The sequence below is a fragment of the Nocardioides donggukensis genome, from assembly GCF_014842875.1.
GTDB lineage: Bacteria > Actinomycetota > Actinomycetes > Propionibacteriales > Nocardioidaceae > Nocardioides > Nocardioides donggukensis.
The window spans coordinates 191,459-206,143 of sequence record NZ_JACYXZ010000003.1; the positions used below are offsets into that span (position 1 = coordinate 191,459).

At 73.9% G+C, this 14,685-nt stretch carries 7 protein-coding genes; 1 reads left to right on the forward strand and 6 read right to left on the reverse strand.

Annotated features, from left to right (window positions below; genetic code table 11):
- Positions 1-24: 24 nt before the first annotated feature.
- Positions 25-5,562, reverse strand: a complete 5,538-nt coding sequence (locus IE331_RS11150; RefSeq protein ID WP_192143518.1) for an ATP-binding protein — start codon at positions 5,560-5,562, stop codon at positions 25-27.
- 112 nt (positions 5,563-5,674) lie between these two features.
- The gene (locus IE331_RS11155) at positions 5,675-6,883 is read right to left on the reverse strand and encodes a cation:proton antiporter (RefSeq protein WP_192143519.1); all 1,209 of its coding nucleotides are present in this window, start codon (positions 6,881-6,883) and stop codon (positions 5,675-5,677) included.
- A 115-nt stretch (positions 6,884-6,998) separates the two neighbouring features.
- Here IE331_RS11155 and IE331_RS11160 point away from each other — a divergent pair, with 115 nt between their 5' ends.
- Positions 6,999-7,991, forward strand: a complete 993-nt coding sequence (locus IE331_RS11160) for a trypsin-like peptidase domain-containing protein (protein WP_201931637.1) — start codon at positions 6,999-7,001, stop codon at positions 7,989-7,991.
- A gap of 55 nt (positions 7,992-8,046) precedes the next feature.
- Here IE331_RS11160 and IE331_RS11165 read toward each other — a convergent pair whose 3' ends face one another.
- The 4 genes from IE331_RS11165 to IE331_RS16770 form a co-directional block, all read right to left on the reverse strand.
- A complete protein-coding gene (locus IE331_RS11165) occupies positions 8,047-8,295 on the reverse strand; it encodes a hypothetical protein (protein WP_192143520.1) in 249 nt (82 codons plus the stop codon).
- Positions 8,296-8,422: 127 nt separating this feature from the next.
- Positions 8,423-10,534, reverse strand: coding sequence for a M14 family zinc carboxypeptidase (locus IE331_RS11170; RefSeq protein ID WP_192143521.1), 2,112 nt, complete (start codon positions 10,532-10,534; stop codon positions 8,423-8,425).
- A gap of 102 nt (positions 10,535-10,636) precedes the next feature.
- Positions 10,637-12,097 (reverse strand): esterase/lipase family protein, encoded by a 1,461-nt coding sequence (locus IE331_RS11175; protein ID WP_192143522.1) that lies wholly within the window; start codon positions 12,095-12,097, stop codon positions 10,637-10,639.
- A gap of 13 nt (positions 12,098-12,110) precedes the next feature.
- The gene (locus tag IE331_RS16770) at positions 12,111-14,684 is read right to left on the reverse strand and encodes a CHAT domain-containing protein (RefSeq protein WP_192143523.1); all 2,574 of its coding nucleotides are present in this window, start codon (positions 14,682-14,684) and stop codon (positions 12,111-12,113) included.
- Between the last annotated feature and the right edge of the window lies 1 nt (position 14,685).

Genomic DNA, 14,685 nt, shown 5'->3' on the forward strand with positions numbered 1-14,685 from the left:
CCGGCCCGGGGGCCGAGCGCTCGGTCAGGACCGGCTCCGCTCGATCGCCGCGATCACCTGCGGGCGCAGCTCCTCGGCGCTGATGACCGCGTCGACCGAGCCGACCTCCACCGCCCGGTGGATGTTGTGCACGCCGTCGAACTCCGCGGCCACCTCGCTGATCTTCTCGGCCCGCATCTCCGCCCGGAGGTCGGCCAGCTCGACCATGAGCCGGCTGCGGGTGGCACCGGTCGCCTGTGTCAGCTCCGCCTCGAGCGCCTGCACCGCCGGAGCGGCTGCCGCCCGCTTGTCGACCTCCCCGGAGAAGACCACCGCCGCTGCCGGGGCGCCGCCCAGCACCGAGGCGTAGGAGCCCTCGATCGCGAGCACGGTCATGTTCGGGTTGAGCCGCTTGGAGAACACCACGAACGCCCCGCCGTGGTAGCGCGAGATCACGCAGAACACGATCGGTCCTTGGAAGTTCACGATCGCGCGGCCGATCTCGGCGCCGTACTCCAGCTGCAGGTTGCGCATCGAGTCCGGGGAGCCGTCGAAGCCGGACAGGTTCGCCAGCACCACCAGGGGGCGGTTGCCGCTGGCGGCGTTGATCGCCCGGGCCGCCTTCTTCGACGAGCGCGGGAAGAGCGTGCCCGCCGTGTAGACGTCCGGCCCGTCGGTGGGCGGGAAGCCGCGTCGCGGGACCGGACGGGACTCGATGCCCAGGAGGCACACCGGGTGGCCGCCGAGGTGCGCGTCCTGGACGACCGCGGTGTCGGCGTCGGCCATCCCGGCCCACCTCTCGAGCACCGGCAGGTCCTGGTCGGCGACGGCCCGCATCACGGTCCGGATGTCGAAGGCCTTCTTGCGGTCGGGGTTCTTCTCCGCCGAGAAGATCTCACCGACCGTGCTGAAGTCGCTGTCCCCGACCTCGTGGGGGTAGGGCGTGATGTCGCGGTCGACCGGGTCGGTCGTCGGGGCCCGGCGTGGGCCGGACTCCCCCGGCACGACGTACGTGTGCTCGTAGTGGGCGAGCAGCACGTCGAAGGCGCCGGCCAGGTCGGGAGCCCAGTACTGCCCCTGCCCGTTGGGCCCCATCACCCGGTCGTAGCCGCCGATGCCGTAGTTGTCCTCGGCCGAGACCCCGCCGGAGAAGTCGAGGGACTGCTTGCCGGTCAGCACCATCGCGCTGTCCGGCGTCATCACCAGGATCCCCTTGGTGTGCATGAGCATCGTCGCCTCGGCGTTCCAGTACGGCTGCGCCCCGACGTTGATGCCGGCCACGACGACGTTGATCTCGCCGCCCGCCTGGGTGAACTCGACGATCCGCTTGAGGGCGGCCGCGACCCAGTCCATGTTCTCGGTGCCCGAGTCCATCGAGATCCGGGCGCCGGCGGAGAGCGCGAACCACTCGACCGGCACCTGCATCCGCTCGGCCAGGTCGAGCGCCGCGATGATCCGCGTGCACTCCGGGCCCGAGACCGCGCCGAGCGCCTTCGTCGGGTCGCCACAGAGCACGACCCGGGTCACGCCCTCGGGGTGCAGCGCGGTCGGGGTGGTCACCACCGAGACCAGGATCCCGGCGGTGTTCAGCCCGGGGGCCCGGTCGACCGGCACCAGCTCGCCGTCGTCGTCGAGGTCGTGCTCCACGGAGGTGCCGCTGCCGGCGAGCACGCTCTCCAGCTCGTAGGGGTAGACGAGGCCGCGACGGCGGGCCCGCAGCACCTTGGCGGCGTACTCGTCCAGCGGCTTCAGCGGCTCGGTCGGCGGCGGGAGCACCGAGGCGCCGACCCCGGCGCCCGGCCGGGCGTGGAACCGGATCGCCACCGGGCTGGCCGACTCCTCGGAGCCGTCGGGGCCGGCCATCCTGCCCTGCACCAGCACCTCCTCGATGCCGGCGCCCTCGCTCAGCGGGGTGATCTTGCCCTGCAGGGCCGTGAGCTGGTCGATGTCGGCCTCGACGACCGGCCAGACGTGCACCCAGACGTGGTTGACGTCGAGCTTGCTGCCGGCGCTGCCACGCGCGGTGCGCACCCGCCGGATCGCCTCGAGGCAGTTCTCCACGGCCCGCTCGGCGTGGGGTACGGCGACCACGGCGCCGTCGTCGTCGCGGACCACCGCCAGCTGGCGGACCTGGGCCAGTGCCACCAGGCGCCGGTCGGTCGGGTTCTCCCGGGCGACGCAGTCGTAGAGCAGCACGTCCTCGGGTGCCTCGAGCCGGGTCACCTCGAAGTCGCGCAGCCGCCACAGGTTCAGCCTGCGCCCGACCATGGGGTGCACACCGCGCACCAGGTCGTCCTCGACGATCCCGTCGGGCCTCTCGGGCCCGTCGTCGGCGGGGCGGAGGCTGACGTAGGCCACCTCGCGGTCCCCGCCCGGGCAGACGGCGACCGTCACCCGGCGCACCTCGCGCGCCCACGACAGGCCCTGGACCCGGCGGACCAGCTCCTGCGAGGTCTCCTCGGCGTCCTCCGGCGCGTCCGGCCAGGCGAGGTAGAGCTCGACCACGGCATCGGTCCCCGTGTCCCGCTCGGCGAGCAGACCGGACACGCTGCGCGAGAGCGCGCCGTCCTCGGTCAGCTCGTCCGCGGTCCCGAGGCTGGAGACGAGCCGCGTGGGCCGGTCGACGAGCCGGTAGTCGGCGACCAGGAACGGGCGGCCCTCGACCTGCGTGGACCGCAGGTCGTGCAGGTCGTGCTCGCGGTAGTGGCGACGTGCGAGGACCTCCAGCATCGGCTCCCGGGAGGGCGTCCCGTGCTCGAGCCGCTCGGCGAGGAACCGCACGATCTGCTCGGGGATCGCGGCGAGGGCGTCGATCCGGGCGGCGCGGTCCGGGGCGTCGGGGTCCGCCGCGAGGGCCTCGAGCTCCTGTCCGACGCCGGCCAGCACGCTGGAGCGCTCCTGGTCGACCAGCGGCTGGTCGAACCAGCGGAACCTGATGCTGCGGGCCAGGTCGCCGACGACCGGGAACCGGCGCTGGGTCGCCCGCACGAGACGCTCGAGGAGCTCCCGGACCGGCGAGGCGAGGTCCTCCTCCGGCGGCGGCTCGCCGAGCCAGCGCTGCAGGACGGTGGTGGCCAGGGCGACGTCGGGGGCCGAGCGCTGCTGGGCGAGGAAGATCCGGAACACCGCCTCCTCGAGCTCGGGGGTCCGGTCCAGGGCGTCGATGCCGTAGTGGCCGAGCACCCGCTGCAGCCGCTCGGAGAAGTGGCCGGGCAGCCCGGCACGGTCCACGTCGAGGCTCTGCAGGTAGGTGTGGAAGTGCTCGCGGGAGGTGTGCACCCGGAGCTCGGTGTGCAGCTCCTCGCCGGCCGGCCGGTTCCGGCTCAGCTCGGCGAAGTCGGCGAAGAGGGCCAGGAGCGGGATCTCGTCGGCGATCACCGGCACGCCCTCGGCCCGCAGCTCCTCCCGGGCGTCGAGGTAGTCGGTGATCACGGAGCCGTCGCGGTTCGGGTCCAGGTCGAAGCCCATGAGGATGGCGGCCAGGTCCTGCCTCCCCCGGGCGGCCCGCCGGGCGGCGTCGGGTCGCTCGGACGGCTCGGGCAGGTCCAGCCCCGGCCCGGTGTCCTCGGCCGCGGCCACGGGGCCGGCGTCGTCGTCGGCGACCGGCTCGAGGCGCACCATCGGCGCTCCGGTCTCCACCTGGCTGCCGGTGCGGACCAGCAGCTCCTTGACCCGACCCGCGAACGGCGCGGTGAGCACGGTCTCCATCTTCATGGACTCCAGGACCAGCACCGGGCCGCCGGCGGGCACGGAGTCGCCCACCTGCAGCGGGGTGGCCACGACCAGCGCCGGGGCCGGGGACCGCAGCACGCCGCCCTCGTCCCGGCTGACCCGGTGGGTGACCCCCTCGACCTCGACGAGGTGGACCGGGCCGTGGGTGGCGGTGACCAGCCGGTGCAGCCGCCCGCAGACGGTGAGCCGGCCGTGGAAGTCGTCGAGCCGCTCGAGCACGGCGTCGACCCGCTGCTGCCGCTCGCCGACCGCGACCGTCACGGCGTACCGGTGCGGCCCGGTCTGCACCACGGTGACCTGGTACGTCGTGCCGCGCAGCTTGAGGTCCACGGCCCGGCCGACCTTGTGCTGGACCTGGGGCCGGCCGCCGTGCGCGGTCTCGAGGAGCCGGGCGATCTCGACCGCCTCCTCCTCCTCGTAGGCCTCGATCGCGGCCGCGACCAGCGCGACGCCGGAGTGCGCCTGCGACACCAGCCGGCCCTCGGCCCGGACCCGGTCGATCCAGCCGGTGTCGGCCCAGCCGGTCCCGCCGCCCGAGACCACCTCGGGCTGGTCGAGCAGGTCGAGGATGAAGCTCTTGTTGGTGGCGCCGCCGTCGATGACGACCGTGGTCTCGGCCATCGCCCGCCGGAGCCTGGCCAGGGCCTCCTCGCGGTCCTTCCCGACCGCGATCACCTTGGCGATCATCGAGTCGAAGTCGGCCGGGATCGTGTCGCCGCCGGCGACGCCGGTGTCGACCCGGATCCCGGGGCCGGCGGGCAGGTCCAGCCGGGCGATCCGGCCCGGCGAGGGTGCGAAGTCGCGGTCCGGGTCCTCGGCGTTGAGGCGGGCCTCGACCGCGTGCCCGGTCTCGACGGGCCGCTCCCCCTCCAGCCGGCCTCCGGCGGCCACGTGGATCTGCGCCTTGACCAGGTCGAGCCCGGTGGTGGCCTCGGTGATCGGGTGCTCCACCTGGAGCCGGGTGTTGACCTCGAGGAAGGCGAACGTCTCCTCCCCGGGGTGGTAGAGGAACTCGACGGTGGCGGCGCCGCGGTAGCCCACGGCCAGGGCCAGCCGCTCGGCGGAGGCCTTGACGTGGTCGGTCTGCTCGGAGGTCAGCAGCGGCGAGGCCGACTCCTCGATCACCTTCTGGTTGCGCCGCTGGACCGAGCAGTCCCGCACGCCCACCGCCCACGCGGTGCCCTGCCCGTCGGCGATCAGCTGGACCTCGACGTGCCGGGCGCCGGTGACCAGGCGCTCCAGGAAGACCACGCCGCTGCCGAAGGCCCGCTCGGCCTCGTCCCGGGTCCGCTGGTAGGCGTCCTCGAGGTCGTGGGCCGAGGACACCTTGCGGATGCCGCGGCCACCGCCGCCCGCGGTGGCCTTGAGCATCAGCGGGTAGCCGACCCGGTCCGCCGCCGCCAGGGCCTCCTCGAGGGTGTCGACGCCGCCACCGCTCCACGGGGCGACCGGCACGCCCACCTCCTCGGCGAGGAGCTTGGAGCCGATCTTGTCGCCCAGCCGGCGCATCGCCTCGGCGCTGGGGCCGATGAAGGTCACCCCGATCCGCTCGCACAAGGCGGCGAAGGCCGGGTCCTCGGCCACGAAGCCCCACCCGACCCAGACCGCGTCCGCCCGGGTCTCCACCAACGCCCGCTCGAGCAGCGCCAGGTCGAGGTAGGGGCGCGCCGAGGCGGGTCCGAGCGAGTGGGCGAGGTCCGCCTCCCGCACGAACATCGCGCGGCTCTCGACGTCGGTGTGCAGCGCGATGGTCCGGATCGGCTCCCGACCCTCGGCGTTCAGGTCACGGACGGCGTGGATCAGCCGCATCGCAGCCTCTCCGCGGTTCACGATGGCGATGCGGTGGAACACGGTTCATCCTCCCGACGGGGCCGGCGCTCGGCGGGCGTCACGGTGCCCGACCCGAGGTTGCCACCTCGGAGGGGTTACGGGCGAGTACCAAGCCCGGTTCGGCACGCCCCGGTCACGGGTCCGAGCGGCTGCGACGGCCGAACCCGCGCCAGGTCGGGGTCTCGTCGGTCTCGTCGAACCAGCGCGCCACGACGACGTCGGTGGAGGAGTGCAGCAGGATCGACAGCACCACCGTGATCGCCACCAGGTCGAAGACCGTGCCGGCCTCGGTGATGCCGGAGCTCAGCACCAGCAGCCCGTAGACCACGGACGCGAAGCCCTTGGGGCCGAACCACGCGGCCGCCAGCTGCTCCCTCGGGCCGAGCCGGGAGCCGCGGAACGACACCGCCAGCGCCACCGGCCTGGCCACGAAGAGCGCGACGAGGGCGAAGACCCACCCGGTCCAGGGGACCTCGGCGAGCAGGGTGGGCGTGATCAGCGCGCCGAAGACCAGCAGCGCCCCGAGCTTGAGGAGCTCGGCGACCAGCTCGCCGAACTCCTCGAACGTCTCCTTCTGGCTGTGCCCCCTGGTGGCGACGGTGACCCCGGCGGCGAACGCCGCCAGGAACAGGTTGGCATGGGTCACCTCCGCCACGGCCAGCACCGTCAGCCCGATCGCCACCGCGTTCAGCGGCTCGTACGCCGTGGAGGCCGCGAAGACCCGCAGGTCCTCGAGCCGGAGGGCGAGGTAGGGGATCCCGACCCCGATCACGAGGCCCAGCCCCAGCTCGAGCGCCAGCAGGCCGATGTGCAGGTCCTCCGAGCCGCTGGCGACCGCGAGCAGCACGATCACGAACGGCAGCGCGAGCCCGTCGTTGACGCCGGACTCGACGTTGAGCAGGTGCCGGAGCCGGCCCGGGACCTTCTCGTTCCCCACCAGGGCGGCGGCGAAGACCGGGTCGGTCGGAGCCAGCACGGCACCGAGCAGCAGGGACTCGGTCCAGTCCAGGCCCGCGACGTAGTGCGCCGCCAGCGCGGTGATCAGCAGGGTGAGGGGCAGCCCGAGCGCGAGGGCCCGACCGGGCAGCCGCCACGCCGAGGTCAGATCCCGCAGGCCGACCCGCATCCCGTCGGTGAACAGCACCGAGAACAGGGCCAGCTCGGCCAGCGTGACCACGATCTCGTCGTCCGGGGCGAGGTCGAGGACGCCGGTCATCCCGTCGCCGAGGAGGAACCCGGCTATGAGGAAGACGACGGCGGTCGACAGCACGGTCCGATGCGCCAGCCCCGAGAGCAGCACCGCGAGCAGCAGGACGAGGGCGAACGACAGGAGCAGCAGCATCGCCGCCCAGCCTCCCATGGTCGAGGCCGGCCGTGGGTCGGTATCAGCCGCGGGTGCGCCGTCTCCTCAGTGGCGACACGCCGGCCGCACGGCCGCGTCATTCGAGGGAGAGAACATGAGCCACAACGAGGACCTGCTCACCGCGCAGGCGAACGCGATGCCGACCGGGCTGGCCACGGTCGCCGCCGCGAAGGAGACGGCCGAGGACAGCCTGCTCGACAAGGACAACGTGGTCGGCGTGGGCGTCGGCTACAAGGTCAAGGACGGGGTGCAGACCAGCACCGCCGCGGTCGTCGTCCTGGTCAGCCAGAAGCTGCCGACGGACCTGGTCGGCAGCGGCCAGGCCATCCCCAAGACCGTGGACCGCAAGCCCACGGACGTGATGGAGGTCGGGGACCTGTTCGCGGGCGGGACCATGGCACCGCAGGAGGTCGACGCCCTGGCGCTGACCCGCCGGGTGCGACCGGTCCGACCCGGCTACAGCGTCGGCCACTACAAGATCACCGCCGGCACGATCGGCGCCGGCTGCTACGACATCGCGCCGCTCCCGGGGGTCCCGAGGCGGTACTACATCCTGAGCAACAACCACGTGCTCGCCAACTCCAACGACGCCCGCATCGGCGACCCGATCCTGCAGCCCGGCCCGTTCGACGGCGGCACGCTGCCGGCCGACGCCATCGGCCGGCTGTCGCGGTTCGTGCCGATCACCTTCGACGGGTCGTGCAACTACGTCGACGCAGCGGTGGCCGAGGTCCCCTTCGACCAGATCGACCGGGACATCTACTGGAACGGCTACCCGCGGTCGGCCGCCAAGGCCGCCGACGTGGGGATGCTGCTCAAGAAGACCGGGCGCACCACGAGCTTCACCACCGGCCGGGTCACCGCAGTCGGGGCGACTGTCAACGTCAACTACGGCGGCGGGCGGATCGCGAAGTTCTGCAACCAGATCGTCACGACCGACATGTCCGACGGCGGGGACTCCGGCTCGCTCGTGCTGGACACCGACAACAACCCGGTCGGGCTGCTCTTCGCGGGGTCGTCGGTCGCGACGATCCTGAACCCGATCGCGCTGGTGCAGCTGGCGCTGAAGGTGCGGGTCTGGCCGTAGGCCGGACCGGTCTCCGAGTCGGTCCGCTGCCGGATCGAGCCCGGTGGCGGGTCCGTCAGCCTCCGGCGCGGAACCCGTCGCCGGGCTCGATCCGGACCGGGAGCCCCTCGCACTCCTCGGGCAGCGACCGGACCTGCTCCGAGGTCGGGTCGAGGACGTGCACGACCACGCAGCGGTCGCCGGCCTCGGTGGCTCCGATGCCCACACCCTGCACGTCGTCGCCCAGCCAGGTCTCGGCGACACCGAGCGCCCGTTGCGACTCGGCGTCGAGCCTGGGCACCGCGGCGGTCAGGTCGTCGTCCATGCCCCTCAGCCTACGCCGGGCCCGCGCACCGGGCCGGACGTCGACGCCCGGGGCAGGGGCGGTCGATCGGCGTAACTGAGACGGGACCGGGGGCCACCGCCACGAGCGGTGACCCCCGTCCGACCGGTCAGCGCCGGCGGCCGCACTCCGACAGGTCGACCCGGACCCGCTGGCCGCGGTCCACCACGACCGACTCGCGCTGGCGCACCTTGCCGTCGACCTCGCAGGTCATCGTCCAGTTCTCGATGAGGCCGGGGACCTCCTCGGAGTCGACCAGCGTGGAGTCGAACAGCGTCGCGGTGAGGGTGTAGGTGGGTGCGGTCGAGGCGAAGTTGATCACCCGCAGCACGTAGTCACCCGGGGCCGGCGCCGCGATCTCGGCCCGCTCCTTCTCGTTGACGAAGTTGCCCGACGAGCCGACCTGGGTCAGCGAGCCGTCGGCGTTCTTCCGGTACACCTCGAGGTCCATGTCGTCGGGCGTCGGCCAGTCCAGGTCCACCTGGAGGACGTCGATGCCGGACTCCGTGACCGAGAACGGGTGGTCGACGCTCTGCCCGATGGTGGTCGGACCGCCCTGGATCGTCTCGGTGCGCACCGGCTCGTCCTCGGTGATCTGGACCAGCTTGTCCATCACCACCGGCCGCGTGGACTGGTTGACGTGCCACTGGTAGCTCCCCCGCGACCCGACCTTCATCGTCGTGTCCAGGGTGTCGGTGAACGAGCTCTCCCAGGTCGGCGTCGAGAACTGCTTGCGCAGCCGCAGCGTGGCGCCCGCGGGGGCCTTGCCCTTGATCACCGCGTGGGTGGCGGTGTCGACGGTGTTCTCGAGCGCGGCGAGGTACGCCTCGCGGTTGCCCTTGCCGGCGTACTCACCGGAGCCGAGGTACTCCTCGACCACCTGCGGGAACGGCGGGTGGAACTCGTCCGCCCCGATCTCGAAGGTGTAGCCGTAGCCGCCGGTGGCGTTGTAGGACCAGTCCTCGGTGGTGCCGGTGGTGTCGTAGAGCTCCCAGCCGTGGATGTTGCGGTAGCCGTTCGCGGCCGTCATCTTCGCGCCCAGGGCCTTGAGGCCCTCCTCGTCGGGGGCGTTGCCCACCGGGAGCCCGTCCGGCCCGATCGTGTCGGGGTGCACGCCGTTGGGACGCAGCACCAGGTTGGAGAAGGTGTGGTTGGAGATCAACGTGGTCACCTGCCGGCTGCTGACCAGCTCGCGCACGTTCTGGATCTCCGGCTCCGAGAACGGCGCCGGGCCGCGGTAGGTCGGGTCCGCGAACATGTCCGAGGCCCCGGGGCCGCCCCAGAAGCCGCCGTAGTTGCGGTTCAGGTCCACGCCGGTGCCGAACCCGCCCGGGCTGGTGGCGCTCCCGGCCCGGCAGGTGCCGTCGGGGGTGTCCTGACCGTCCACGATCCGGCAGTTCTTGCGCTTGTAGGCGTTGCCGGGCGTGCCGAGGATCGTGGCGGTGCCGCCACCGTCGGCCTCGCGGAGGTCGATCACCCCGCCGTCGGTGCGGGAGAGCTCGAAGCCGTCCACGTTGACGACCGGCACCACGACCACCCGGGCCCGGTCCAGCAGGCCGGTGATCCGGTCGTCCGAGCCGTAGTTCTTGACCAGGTCGTAGGCGAACTCCATCGCCAGCTCCCCGGAGGGCCACTCGCGGGCGTGGTGCACGCCGAACAGCGCGAAGGTGGGACGACCGTCCTCGGCCTTCTGGACGTCGCGGCCGATCTCGACGCCGTACACGGTGCGGCCGTCGAGGGACCGGTGCGGCAGCTCGATCCGCTTCGCGATGCCGGGTCGGATCGCGGCCAGCTCGCGGATGTCGTCGTTGTAGTCGGCCAGCGTCCGGTACTCGTCGCGGCCCGACGGCAGCGGCGACTCCAGGGTGGCCGCGGCGTACTCCTCGTTGACCTTGTTGTTCTGCGCGGCGCGCAGGGTGAGGTCGGGGATCCGGACGTCGTAGTCCAGGCCCGCGTCGACGAGCCGGCTCAGGTCGGCGCCGGTGTGCAGCACGACCTCGACGTAGTCGTGGCCGGCGTGCTCGGTCAGGTCCAGGCCGAGGGTCTGGAGCAGCTCCTTGTCGGCCCGGGTCGGCGTGTCGACGGTGACCAGACGGGGGGCGAAGGTGCCGTCCTGGGCCTGGGCGGAACCGCCGGCCAGGGTCGGGGCGAGCCCGGCCAGGACCAGGGCGGTCGTGGCCGAGGCGGCGAGCAGTCGGAATCGGCGCGAGTGGTGGCGCATCTGTGGGGGCTCCTGTGGGTCGCAGTTGAGGCCCCAACGACGGACCCCGGGTCGAGGTCACGCACCCACCCCCACTCGCTCATCCCGGACGGGCGAGACCGGTCAGCCACCGAGCCAGTCCAGCAGCCGGTCCGCGAGGTCGGGCCGGCCGAAGAACGAGTTGTGGTCGACCCCGCCGTCGGCGGCGAAGACCAGCCGGTCGGTGATCGGGAACCCGTCCGCGCCGGGGACGTCGTAGCAGCCGCTGGTGGGCACGACCAGGTCGTTCTCGACGGCACCGAACAGCAGGTCGGTCGCCCCGTCCCGGGCCACCCGGGCCAGGGGGGCACCCGGCGGCGGCTCGTAGTCGGCCGCCACCGCCCGCAGGCAGGAGCCGGGCGCCGCACGGCCGTTGAGCTCGGCCAGGTAGTCGCCGCCCGGGTCCATCGAGGTGAGCCCGTCGAGGCCCCCCACCGCCCCGACCGCCAGCTGCTTGAGGACCGCCAGCACCAGCCCGATCGTGTCGGTGACCCCGTTGTCGGGGACGAACTGGGCCAGGCCGGTGACCCGGTCCAGCAGGTCGGAGAGGTGCCGGCGGTCGGCCAGGACCGTGCCCGCGTTGGGCGCGGCGACCATGACCAGCGACCGGACGGCCACGGGTGGGCCGGCGCTCGCGAGCTCCCGGCCGACCAGCCCGCCCCGGGAGTGGGTGACCACGTCCAGCACCAGGTCCGGCCCGGGCGGCACCAGCCCGACGAGGAGGTCGGCATTCTCCTTCGGGGACATCGACACCGAGTGGTGGTCCAGGGCGAGCAGCCGGCCGCCGTACCGGCGGTGCAGCTCGGCCACGGTCTCCTCCGACAGCCGCGCGAACGCCGTGTGCGCCTGCGCGAACGTGCCGTGCAGGAGCAGCAGCGCCGGGCCCTGGCGCACCTCGGCCCAGTCGGCGTCGGTGAACGGCGGCGCGTCCGGATCGGCGAACCCGTCGGGCCTGACCCGGCGCACGCGGTTGAGCCGGTGCCGGGCCTCCCACCGGCTCGCGAAGAAGTCGCCGACCCGGCCCAGCACCGGGTCGAGCAGCGGGAAGACCAGCACCTTGAGCACCTTGGTGCCGACCGCCCCGAGCAGACCCCGGTCCGCACCCGGCGCGCGCTGGTCGACCGGGACCACCGACCGAGGGACCCGGTAGGTGCGTCGCTCGCCGCCGCGGACCGGCACCTCGCCGGGCGCGACCGAGTCCGGCAGGTGCCACGAGAGCGAGCCGTCCTCGGCGGCGTAGAGCATCAGCTGGCCGTTGCCGTCGCCCGGCGCCGGCACCTCCACCACGATGTCGTCGGCACCGCCGCTCCCCCGGGTGCCGTCGCTGGCCCCGAGCTCGGCGTGCCCGGACACCACGACCGAGAGCTGCTCCCCCAGCCCGGCCAGCAGCAGGGCCTCCTCGAAGTCGGCGGTGGCCTGCTCCTCGCCCCGCATGCCGGGGCTGCCCGGCGCGTACACCTCGACCTCGCCGGTCAGGCCCGGGGTCGTGATCACCACGTCACCGACGACGACCGGGATCCCCTCGGGTCGCAGCTGTGCTGCCATCTCGTCCTCCTCCTCATGCTCCGTCGTGATCGACCCGGGTCAGCCGCGCCCGCGGGTGCCCGAAGACCTGGTAGGCCACCAGGGTGGCGTGCAGCCCCGCGTCGCCGCGGCGTACGCCGTCCTCGGTGTAGGTCGCGCGCAGGGCCCGCACCGCCTCCGCGAGCGGCACCGGCTCCGGCGCCGACAAGGTGGCGGCGTAGAACGACCGGGCGAACCCGGCCGCGACGTCGTCGCGGACGTTCCACAGGGGCGCCACGACCGCCGTCGCCCCGATCCGCAGCAGCGTGGAGGCGAACCCCCCGTAGTCGCCCAGCACCCGCTCGTCGGAGCCGACCTGGCAGGCGTTGAGGAACACGAACGGGCCGTGCTCCAGCCGCCCGTTCTCCAGCTCGGTGGGGGTGAGGAACCGGGCCCTGGTCGGGCCGTCGCCGCGGGCGAGCAGCACGATCCCCTCCTGGTCGCCCTGGGCGTCGAACTGCCCGTGCAACGCGACGTGCAGGACGTCGCCCGGCGGGGTCCCGCGGAACAGGTCGATGACCGACCAGATCTCCGGCTCCACGGTGGCGGCGACCGGGTCGAACAGGCCGGCGACCTCACCGGCCTCGGTGACCGCGTTCTCCAGGCGCCCCCACCCGGGGACTCCCGTGTAGTCGGCGGTGAGCACGGCGCCGGTGCGCACCGGGACGCTGCTGCGCGGCCGGGGTCGTGGCCGGTGCTCGGTCAGCGGCCAGCGGGACACCGCGGCGTGGGCGCCGAGGAACGGGGAGCTCCCGCCCCAGGCGCTGGTCAGGGCCGGCTCGAAGGCGGCCAGCTCCCAGGGCACCGTGAGCTCCTCGGTGAGCAGCAGGACCGCCGGGGCCCGGTCCCGGCCGGGGGCCTCGACCACCGCCCGGATGGCCTCGCGGACCCCGCGGGGCACGGCCCGGCCGATCCGCAGCGCCCGGCCGGCCAGCCCCAGGTAGTCGCCGGCCGAGTCGACGGAGAACTGGATCGAGCGGCGGGTCTCGAGCGCGAAGCCGGAGACGTCGCCGTCCAGCGTGGTCACGCTCGGCAGGTCCGGGACGTGGACGGCCGGGTCCGCGGCGTACGCGGTCCAGACGAAGGCCTCGGCGCCACTGTCGGCGCGCGACACCGACAGCACGAGGTCCGGGGCGGCCTCGCCGAGCAGGGGGTCGAGCTCGAGCAGCTGCACCTGGCGGGTCGGCGGCGTGGCCGCCTGGGCCACCCGCGAGGTGTCCTCCACCGCGACCACGGTGCGCCAGCCGACCGCCACCACCTGCCCCTCGCGAAGCAGCTGGACCCCGAGTCGGCGCTCGGGCGCCAGGTGCTCCCCGTAGCGGGCGACCGCGGTCAGCGTCACCGAGGGGTACAGCGTGGTGTCGTCCACCGTGACCACGGCGCGGGGGCTGCCGGTCACCTCGATCGAGGCCGGGTCGAAGAGCAGGACGACCTCCAGCTCGACGCGCTCACCGGCGGCCAGGGTCAGCGCCGAGGTGGCGACCAGGCCCGGGTCGCGGCGGGGCTGCAGCCCGAGGGTCACCTCGAACGGCTGGTCCAGCACCACCACGTCGGGTCGGGCGGTGCCGGTGTCGACGTCCAGCCGGACGTACGCCGACCGGTCGCCGGTGCGCTCGGGCGCCTCGCGCGGCTCGGACGGCTCGGGCTGCCCGGGCGGCTCGGGGGCCGGTGGGCCGGCCTCGACCGGACCCCGCCACACCACGTCGTCGGGCCGGTCCGGGACGGCGGGGCCGGCCGACCCGGTCGGGCCGGCTGGGGCGGCTGGGTGGTCGTCCGGCCCGGCGGCCCCCACTGCCTCGTCCTCGTGCCACCACCGGTGCGGACCGCGACCGCCCTGCGCCCGCCGGCTCTCGGCGACCTCGGTGAGCAGCGCGGCCACGCCGGTGGGGGCCATCCCCCGGCCGACCACCTCGGCCACGCCCCGCACCAGCCGGTCGGTCGGCGTCAGCGCCAGCCCGCGGACCAGGACGGCCCGGTCCTCACCGCCGGCGGGGAGCCCGGCCGCGGTCACGAGCAGGTCAGCGACCGGCAGCCGCTGGGGTGGGGTCGCCGACAGCACCGACTCGACAGCCAGGCAGGCGCGCTCGGCCCGCTCCTCGTCGCCGGACTCCCCGGCCGCCCGGATCCGGCGCAGCAGGTCCGCGACCAGCGCACCGGTCTCGTCCGGCGGCAGGGCCTCGAGGTCGACGACGAGAGGCGGCGCGACCACGGCGTCCCCGCCCTCGACCCAGCGGGGCAGGTCCCGGGCCACGTCGAGGGCCCGGTCCAGGTCGGCGTCGGACCACGCCGGCGGCACCGCGAGATCGATCTCGGTCGGCGGCTCGGCAAGGGCGACCAGGTCGCGGATCACGACGGCGGCCGGGTCGGTCCGGCCACGCACCTCCGCGTCGAGCGCCGTACGCTCCCCGGCGGTCAGCCCGAGGCCGGCGACCGCCGGGACCAGCGCGACACCGGTCGGGGCACCGGCGTCGCTGGAGGCGGCGATCCGCTCCGCCACCGTGAGCCATGCACCGACCGGTTCCATCGTGCCTCCCGTGGTGAGGAACCCGCCGCCCGACGCTGGATACACG

Excerpts from the sequence above, each read along its gene's own strand:
- IE331_RS11155 (WP_192143519.1), bottom strand. The coding sequence starts at position 6,883 with ATGCTGCTGCTCCTGTCGTTCGCCCTCGTCCTGCTGCTCGCGGTGCTG.
- IE331_RS11160 (WP_201931637.1), top strand. The coding sequence starts at position 6,999 with ATGAGCCACAACGAGGACCTGCTCACCGCGCAGGCGAACGCGATGCCG.
- IE331_RS11165 (WP_192143520.1), bottom strand. The coding sequence starts at position 8,295 with ATGGACGACGACCTGACCGCCGCGGTGCCCAGGCTCGACGCCGAGTCG.
- IE331_RS11170 (WP_192143521.1), bottom strand. The coding sequence starts at position 10,534 with ATGCGCCACCACTCGCGCCGATTCCGACTGCTCGCCGCCTCGGCCACG.
- IE331_RS11175 (WP_192143522.1), bottom strand. The coding sequence starts at position 12,097 with ATGGCAGCACAGCTGCGACCCGAGGGGATCCCGGTCGTCGTCGGTGAC.